The organism is Psychrobacter sp. UBA2514, from assembly GCF_002341255.1.
Classification (GTDB): Bacteria; Pseudomonadota; Gammaproteobacteria; order Pseudomonadales; family Moraxellaceae; genus Psychrobacter; species Psychrobacter pacificensis.
The window spans coordinates 8,979-9,248 of sequence record NZ_DDNS01000040.1 but is presented as its reverse complement, the minus strand read 5'-3'; the positions used below and the strand labels follow the sequence as shown (position 1 = coordinate 9,248).

Below are 270 nucleotides of genomic sequence, written 5' to 3'. Positions count from 1 at the left end.
TGGTTCGCTGATAGAGCCGGTTGCGATGAAAGGCTTGACGCGCTATAGCGTGACTAGGCAAGGCGACAACTTAATCGTTGATACGACTAGCAATATCAACGAGCGAGCAGATAACGATCAGCTCGCTGATACGCATACCATCATCGTCGGCGGCGGCGGTGCAGGTTTTATGACCGCGCATCAATTGCGCCAAGGTGGCTATGGCGGCAAAATCACCATGATTAGCAAAGATGACAAAGCTCCTTATAACCGCCCATTATTATCGAAAGC

1 protein-coding gene is annotated in these 270 nt (G+C 50.4%); it reads left to right on the top strand.

The window, feature by feature from the left end:
• Window positions 1-270 (top strand): FAD-dependent oxidoreductase (locus B3V51_RS10630; RefSeq protein WP_286708397.1); only part of this gene is annotated, 270 nt, incomplete at both ends.